This is a genomic window from Collinsella sp. AF28-5AC, from assembly GCF_003457875.1.
GTDB lineage: Bacteria > Actinomycetota > Coriobacteriia > Coriobacteriales > Coriobacteriaceae > Collinsella.
The window spans coordinates 413-6,190 of the sequence record NZ_QRTA01000028.1; the positions used below are offsets into that span (position 1 = coordinate 413).

The 5,778-nt window shown below is 70.5% G+C and carries 5 protein-coding genes; all 5 read right to left on the bottom strand.

All coding sequences use genetic code 11. The annotated features are described in order from the left end of the window. Positions 1–138 precede the first annotated feature (138 nt). Positions 139–2,616, bottom strand: a complete 2,478-nt coding sequence (locus tag DWZ01_RS10395) for a VirB4-like conjugal transfer ATPase, CD1110 family (RefSeq protein ID WP_073293312.1) — start codon at positions 2,614–2,616, stop codon at positions 139–141. Next, positions 2,585–3,010 (bottom strand): PrgI family protein, encoded by a 426-nt coding sequence (locus DWZ01_RS10400; RefSeq protein ID WP_099432729.1) that lies wholly within the window; start codon positions 3,008–3,010, stop codon positions 2,585–2,587. The genes DWZ01_RS10395 and DWZ01_RS10400 overlap by 32 nt, the downstream gene beginning before the upstream one ends. Before the next feature lie 12 nt (positions 3,011–3,022). After that, positions 3,023–3,238: a hypothetical protein gene (locus tag DWZ01_RS10405; protein WP_006234636.1), complete on the bottom strand. Its 216-nt coding sequence runs from the start codon at positions 3,236–3,238 to the stop codon at positions 3,023–3,025. Positions 3,239–3,322: 84 nt separating this feature from the next. Continuing rightward, the gene (locus DWZ01_RS10410; protein WP_117848963.1) at positions 3,323–5,140 is read right to left on the bottom strand and encodes a VirD4-like conjugal transfer protein, CD1115 family; all 1,818 of its coding nucleotides are present in this window, start codon (positions 5,138–5,140) and stop codon (positions 3,323–3,325) included. After that, positions 5,137–5,688: a hypothetical protein gene (locus DWZ01_RS10415; RefSeq protein ID WP_117848965.1), complete on the bottom strand. Its 552-nt coding sequence runs from the start codon at positions 5,686–5,688 to the stop codon at positions 5,137–5,139. The genes DWZ01_RS10410 and DWZ01_RS10415 overlap by 4 nt, the downstream gene beginning before the upstream one ends. Positions 5,689–5,778: the final 90 nt, after the last annotated feature.

Consider the following 5,778-nt stretch of genomic DNA (forward strand, 5'->3'; position numbering starts at 1 on the left):
CGAGCGGGCCGGCACCCTCCGAGACGTTTCCCAGGGCGTCGCGCTCGGTCTCCGCGACGTCGCCCGCGGTGAGCACGTCGCGGCGCTGCGCCCCGACCACCTCGAGCATCCCGCCGCCCTCGCTCGGGCCGGCCATTCCTATTCCTCCGCCTCTCGCGCCGCCCGGCGCATCTCGCGCTCGGCGACCTCTGCGGGCTTGGTGTTCCACAGGTCGTAGAGCGGGCCTTTCGGGAAGTCGTCGGTGATGGGCACGCGGATCCCGGCGCTGATGAGCAGGCCCTCGCCGGGCTTGACGGCGTCGCCGATGTAGCCGCGCTCCGTGGCGGAGAGCTGGAGCATCTCCGCCCATGCGTCGAGGTCGGCGGTGGACTGCTTGTGCAGCAGGAAGAACTCGGAGTTGAGCACCATGTCGCGGGCCTCGGCGTTGGCCAGCATGTGGCTCGTGTTCTGGCTGATGCCGGTGCAGATGAGGCCGAACTTGCGCCCCTCGCGCCACAGGCGGGCGAAGTACTCGACCACCGTCGGGTGCGCGAAGAGGCTCTGCACCTCGTCGATGTAGAGCCAGGTGTAGTTGGGGCGCGGCGGCGTTACCATCACGCGGTTGCGCACCATCTCGAGCGCCGTGATCATGCCGAACACGCGCATGTTCTGGCCGAGGCCGTGCATGTCGATGTTGGTGATGCGGTTGTCGAGCGCCACGTTGCTCTGGCCGTTGAAGAAGGAGAACGCGCCCTTCACGTAGCGCTCGTAGCGCAGCGCGATGTCGGCGGCCTCGGGCTCGGGCTGAGCGAGCAGCGCCGCGTGGAAGTCGCCGAGCGTGGGCAGGCGGCCGTCCCTCGCGCACTCCCGGTACGCCTCGCCGACGCAGCGGGCGATGATCGAGCGGTCGCGCTCCGGCAGGCCCTCGCGGCCCTCGGCCATGAGCGCGCTCGAGAGCGCGAGCACCGCGTCGGTCTTGTACGCGAGCTTGGCGGCGTCGGCGCGGTCCGCGACGTCGGCGGTGTCGAGGGGGTTGAGCACCGCCGAGCATCCCGGGGCGAGCTCGACGTTCGCACCGCCGAGCGCGCCGACGAGGTTGCCGTACTCGCCGGCCGGGTCGAAGATCACGACCTCGTCCTCGGGGTGCGCGAGCACGGTGTTGGTTATCTCGCGCTTCACCGAGAAGCTCTTGCCCGATCCGGGCTTGCCGCACACGAAGCCCATGGGGCTCGCCAGGCGCTTGCGGTCGCACAGCACCAGGTTCCCGCTCTCCCTGGACTGCCCGTAGTAGCCTCCGCCCGCCTCGTCGAGGCTCTGGCTCGCGAAGGGCATCTGCATGGCCACCTGCCCCGTGGTGAGGTAGCGGCTCACGGTGACGTGGTTGTCCCCGAGCGGGAGCACCGAGTTGAGAGCCTGGCGCTGCCGGAAGTGGAGCGGCTCGAGGCCGATCGTGCAGCCCTGCGCGACGCTCGTCACCTGCTGGACGCGGCGGTCGAGCTCCTCGAGGCTGTCGGCCCAGGTGTAGACGAGGCCCGTGTAGACGAACAGGCGCTCGGACTTGTTGCGCAGGAAGTCGAGCAGCTCCTCGGCCTCCTCCTTCGAGAAGCGCAGCTCGGGCGGCAGGATCTGGTAGTCGTAGCCCTTCTTCACGGCGCTCATCTGCTCGTCGATGATCTCCTTGTCCATCCAGTCGATCTGGCGCTTCACGAGCGCGAGCGCCTCGCTCTGCGCGATGGGCTGCACGTGCAGCGTCACGTTGAGCGGCAGCGGCAGGTCGATGATGGAGGCGAGGTAGGTCTCCTCGATGACCGACCCGAAGCTGCGCACCGCGAGCACCGCGCCGTAGCGCCCGTCGCTGCGGAAGCAGTCGGACCTGCCCTCGGGCTTGAAGTCGAGCGTGGAGGGCATGACGAAGTCCTTCGTGCGCGCGCCCGACGTCGGGGACAATTTGTCCCAGGAGAACTCGAAGCGCGACCCCGGGCGCAGCTGCCCCTGCAAAAGCTCGAGCCTCTCGACGCCGTCGAGGGCGCGCGACGAGCAGCGTATGCGCGCGAGCGTCTGCTCCACGTCGCCCCGGATGCGCGCGAGCTTGGGCACCGCGGCGTCGACGTCGTCGGCGCCCACGGCGTAGGTCAGGTAGCGGTGGCGCACGAGGTTCGAGACGCCCTCGCGCATCTTGTCGTTGAGGATCCGGTTGTACTCTTCGGCGAGCCCGGCGGTGGCGCGCTCCCCGGGCTCGAAGAAGACCTTGCGGCCGACCTCGTCGGCGGGGATGGGCGCGTTCACTACCTGGAGCTGCACGTGGGAGTCCGCCGGGAAGTAGTTGAACAGCGAGCTCATCACGGTGAAGGCCGTCTCGCGCGCCTCCTTGCGCGCGGACTGGTAGCTGATGTCGGAGAACTCGACCGTCTGGCTGAACACCCCGGGCATCACCTGGGCGATGCCGTCCCTGTACATGGCGTCGTAGCCGACGTAGGCGGCCATCTCGCGCGAGCGGTCGCGCTCCCGGCGGCGCCTCTGCCGCTCGGCCTCCGCGCCCTTCGAGGCGTCCTTGCGCCCGCCCGTGCCGCCGAGGAGCAGCCCGAGGGTGCTCGGGCGCTTCGGCCTATTCTCCTTGTTGCTTCTTGCTCGGCTCATAGAGCTCGGCTCCTTTCTTCCTTGCCCTGCGCCTCGCGCGACGTCCCGGGCGGCCCGGGCGCGGCGAGCCCTCGGGGAGGCTCCCGGCGAGGCAGGGCTCGTACGCGAGCAGCTGCGGGGAGAGCTCGTGGGCCGCCAAAAGCGGCAGCAGCTCCTCGGCGCGCATGCCGAAGGGCCGCCAGAACCCGGCGAGCCAGAACGGCATGCTGCAGAGCATGATCGGGAAGGCCGCGTCCGCGACGTCTGCGCGCAGGCCCAGGTGGACGAAGGCCGCCGCCCCGACCGCGCTGCCGAAGCCGAGCGACACGCATGCGAGCGTGCGCAGGCTCATCTTCCCGACGATCTTCTCCTCGTACTCCCCGATGTCCTTCTGCACCGGTATCCGGAGCGCCATCCGCGACGCCCCCTATGCCGGCAGCCAGGACGTGTCCAGCTGCCCGAAGTAGACCGACGCGGCGATGATGATCGCGCCGCCGGCGATGGTGGAAATGGCGGTCGCGATCTGCGGGCCGCCCTGCTGCTCCCTGATGGCCAGGCCGAGCGAGACCGCTCCCCACACGACCAGGAAGCCGCCGAGGAAGGTCACGCAGCCCGACACGAGCTTGATGACGTTTGCGAGCATGCTGCTCTCCTTTGCTTTCGGTTGACGATGTTCCTTGCTGCTCCTCCCCCGCGGCGGGGGAGGCCCGCGCCCTCCGCGGCCCCGTCACGAGGCGCCGTCCTTCCGCCTGCGGTACTCCGCGAAGTCGAACGGGCCGCGGCGCGTGGCCTCCTCGAGCAGGCGCGAGCGCGGGTGGCGCTCGAGCCGGTACTTCCGGTCCATGAGCGGCATGCACCCGTTCACGAGCACGAGCGCGTCCTCGCGCGGCATGCGCGCCACCTCGGCGGGCTGTATGAGGTCGCGCTCGGAGATGCCGCGGTTCACGGTCCGGGTCCAGCCGGCGCCCCGCGAGTCGCTCTGCGTCTCGCTCGCCACCGTCTGCTTGCCGGCCATCTTGCTGATCTCCTCGTTGGTCTCGTTCGCCTTGCCGCCCAGGTAGAGCAGCGTGTCGCAGGCGTTCACGATGGTCTCGGCGTTGTTGTCGCCGTAGGTCTCCTTCAGCTGCGAGAGCGACTGGGCGATCATCGAGACGGCGATGTTCCTGCTGCGGGTGACGGCGATGGTCCGCTCGAAGTCGGGTATGCGCCCGATGTTGGCGAACTCGTCGAAGACGAAGTGCACCGTCGTGGGCAGCGAGCCGCCGTGCGCCTCGAGCGCCTCGGCGCAAAGCGCGCTCACGGCCGTGTCCATGAGCAGGGCGAACAGGAAGTCGAAGGTCGAGTCGGTGTCGCTCATGGACGCGAAGAGCGCGACCTTGGCGCCCTCGTCGCCCATGTGGGCGAGGTCGAGCTCGTCTTTGGAGGTGAGGTCGCGCACGGCGCGGATGGAAAGCGGCTTCAGGCGGACGTTGCAGCTCGAGAGCATCGACTTCATGGTGTCGCCGGCGGCCACGCGGAACTCGCGGTAGCTCGCGAGCGCGAAGTCGTCGGGCGGCGCGGGCTCGCGGACCTTGGCCCACTCCCACGCGCCGTCCTCCTCGGAAAAGCCGCGCAGCGATCCGCCCTCCGCCGAGGCGCCGCCGCGCCTGACGTAGCGCTCGCCGGTCTCCAGCTCGCGGAACACCATGTCGAGCGGGCTCATGTAGCCCGGGTCGTCGCGGGCGTCGGCGAGCGAGAGCAGCGTGAGCAGCCCGTCGAGGTTTCGGTCGGCGGGCTCGCAGTGCATGACGAGGTAGGCCGTGAGCGCGGTGTAGACCAGGCGCTCGGCCTTCTCCCAGTAGGGGTCGCCCTTGTGGTCGGCGTCGCCCTCGGTGTTGGCGACGATGCCGCGGGCGAAGCGGATGACGCCCGCCTCGTCGCGTATGTAGGCTATGGGGTTGAAGCGCATGGAGCGCGTGAAGTCGATGGTGTCGAACGCGCGGATCTCGTAGCCGAGCTCCGCCAGCGCGCCGCCCATCTCGCGGATGAGCGTGCCCTTCGGGTCGGTCACGAAGAAGCTGGCGTTGGCCTGCAGGAGGTTCGGCTTGACGTAGTAGCGCGTCTTGCCGGTGCCGGGTCCTCCCACCACGAGCACGTTGTCGTTGGTGTCGGTGGAGAGGTCGAACCTGCGGCTCACGAGGCGGATGCGCGCGTTGTCGGTGAGGATGATGTTGTTGTCGGGGTCCTTGGGGTCGCCGAAGGGCGCGATGTCCTTGCGCGTGGCCCACCTGGAGCTACCGTGCTCCTCGCCGTCGCGCCGGGCCCCCTTGGTCCCCAGTGAGCGGGCCCAGGCGAGGAGCGCGCCGCACGCGCAGGCGGTCCCGGCGCACAGGGGAACCGCCTCCGCGGAGAAGACGCGCCCCGCGCGGAGCGCCGCGGGGATCGCCGCCATGGCGGCCTCCGGGTCGAGGATCGGGCTCGCGCCCGACGCCGCGATTGCCGCGGCCGCGAAGTCTCCCGCGGCGAACGCCGCCGCGGCCAGCGCGGCCGCCGCCTGCCACCTCATCTCTCGGGCCCCTCGATATGTCGCGGGCCGCGGTCCCGGCCGATGCCCTGGCTGTGGGCCCTCGACGCCTCGCGCGCCCGCTCGGCGCGCTCCGCCAGCCGCTCGGGCGCCTGGCGCCTCTCGGCTATCTCGGAGAGCCGCTCCCTCGCGCGATCGGCGGCCTTGCCCGTCTCTTGCTCCAGCTGGCGGAAGGCCTCGTCGACCTCGGGGGCGTCCTCCACCTTGAAGAGCAGCCAGTCGCGGCCCTCGCCGGGGATGATGTGGTGCTCGACCGACGCGGCGCGCAGCTTGTCGGAGACGACCTCCTTGATCGTCGCGTACTCGGGAAGCCCAGAGAGCTCCTCGAGGCTGAGCTTCGCGTAGGTCGGCGCGCCGTCGGCCGCGACCTCCTCGGCGCGCCCGCCGGCGATGGTCCCGCGGATTCCCGCGAGGCGCTCGGAGAGCTCCCTCGCGCTGCGCGCCATTGCCTCGGCGCCGGCCTCCTGGCCGATCCTCAGCATCCAGTCGAGCAGCTTGCCGCCCGCCTCGTCCCCGTAGTCGCTCGCCATCCCGCGCCTCCCTTCCAGTCGAGATGAAAAGGGGCGCCTTCGCGCCCCGGTCGTCCCTATTCGGCCCCGACGGCCCTCTCGCGCGCCATG